Origin of the sequence: Xanthomonas sp. SHU 199, from assembly GCF_000364665.1 — a bacterium.
Classification (GTDB): Bacteria; Pseudomonadota; Gammaproteobacteria; order Xanthomonadales; family Xanthomonadaceae; genus Xanthomonas_A; species Xanthomonas_A sontii.
Window position 1 is genome coordinate 1 of record NZ_AQOI01000835.1, and the last position, 356, is coordinate 356.

Consider the following 356-nt stretch of genomic DNA (forward strand, 5'->3'; position numbering starts at 1 on the left):
CGTTGCCGCGCGACGACGACGCCGCGCTGGCGGCGAGCGCCGCGGTGCCGGTGGTCGCGCACCGCGATGTCGATGCGCCGGAACTGCCGCCGCTGGAGCCGGCCGAGCCGCTGGCCGAGGAGGAGACGGTCGCCCGCGACCACGAGGCGTTGGAAGAGTGGTCGCGCGCCGACCATCTGGACCACGCTGCCGCCGATCACGCCGATCACCACACCGCGCTCGACGACGACGCCTTCGAGCGCGTGCTGGCGCAGCAGTCGCTGCGGCAGGCGCCGGCCGATGCGCCGCTGTCCGCGGACAACGACGACGACCATTCCGCTAGCGTGTCCGATGCCCATTCGGAGGCCGCACCGGCC

The 356-nt window shown here is 74.4% G+C and carries 1 pseudogene; it reads left to right on the forward strand.

The annotated features are described in order from the left end of the window. Positions 1-356 (forward strand): annotated as a pseudogene (locus D183_RS0122855) (hypothetical protein); the annotation flags it as partial.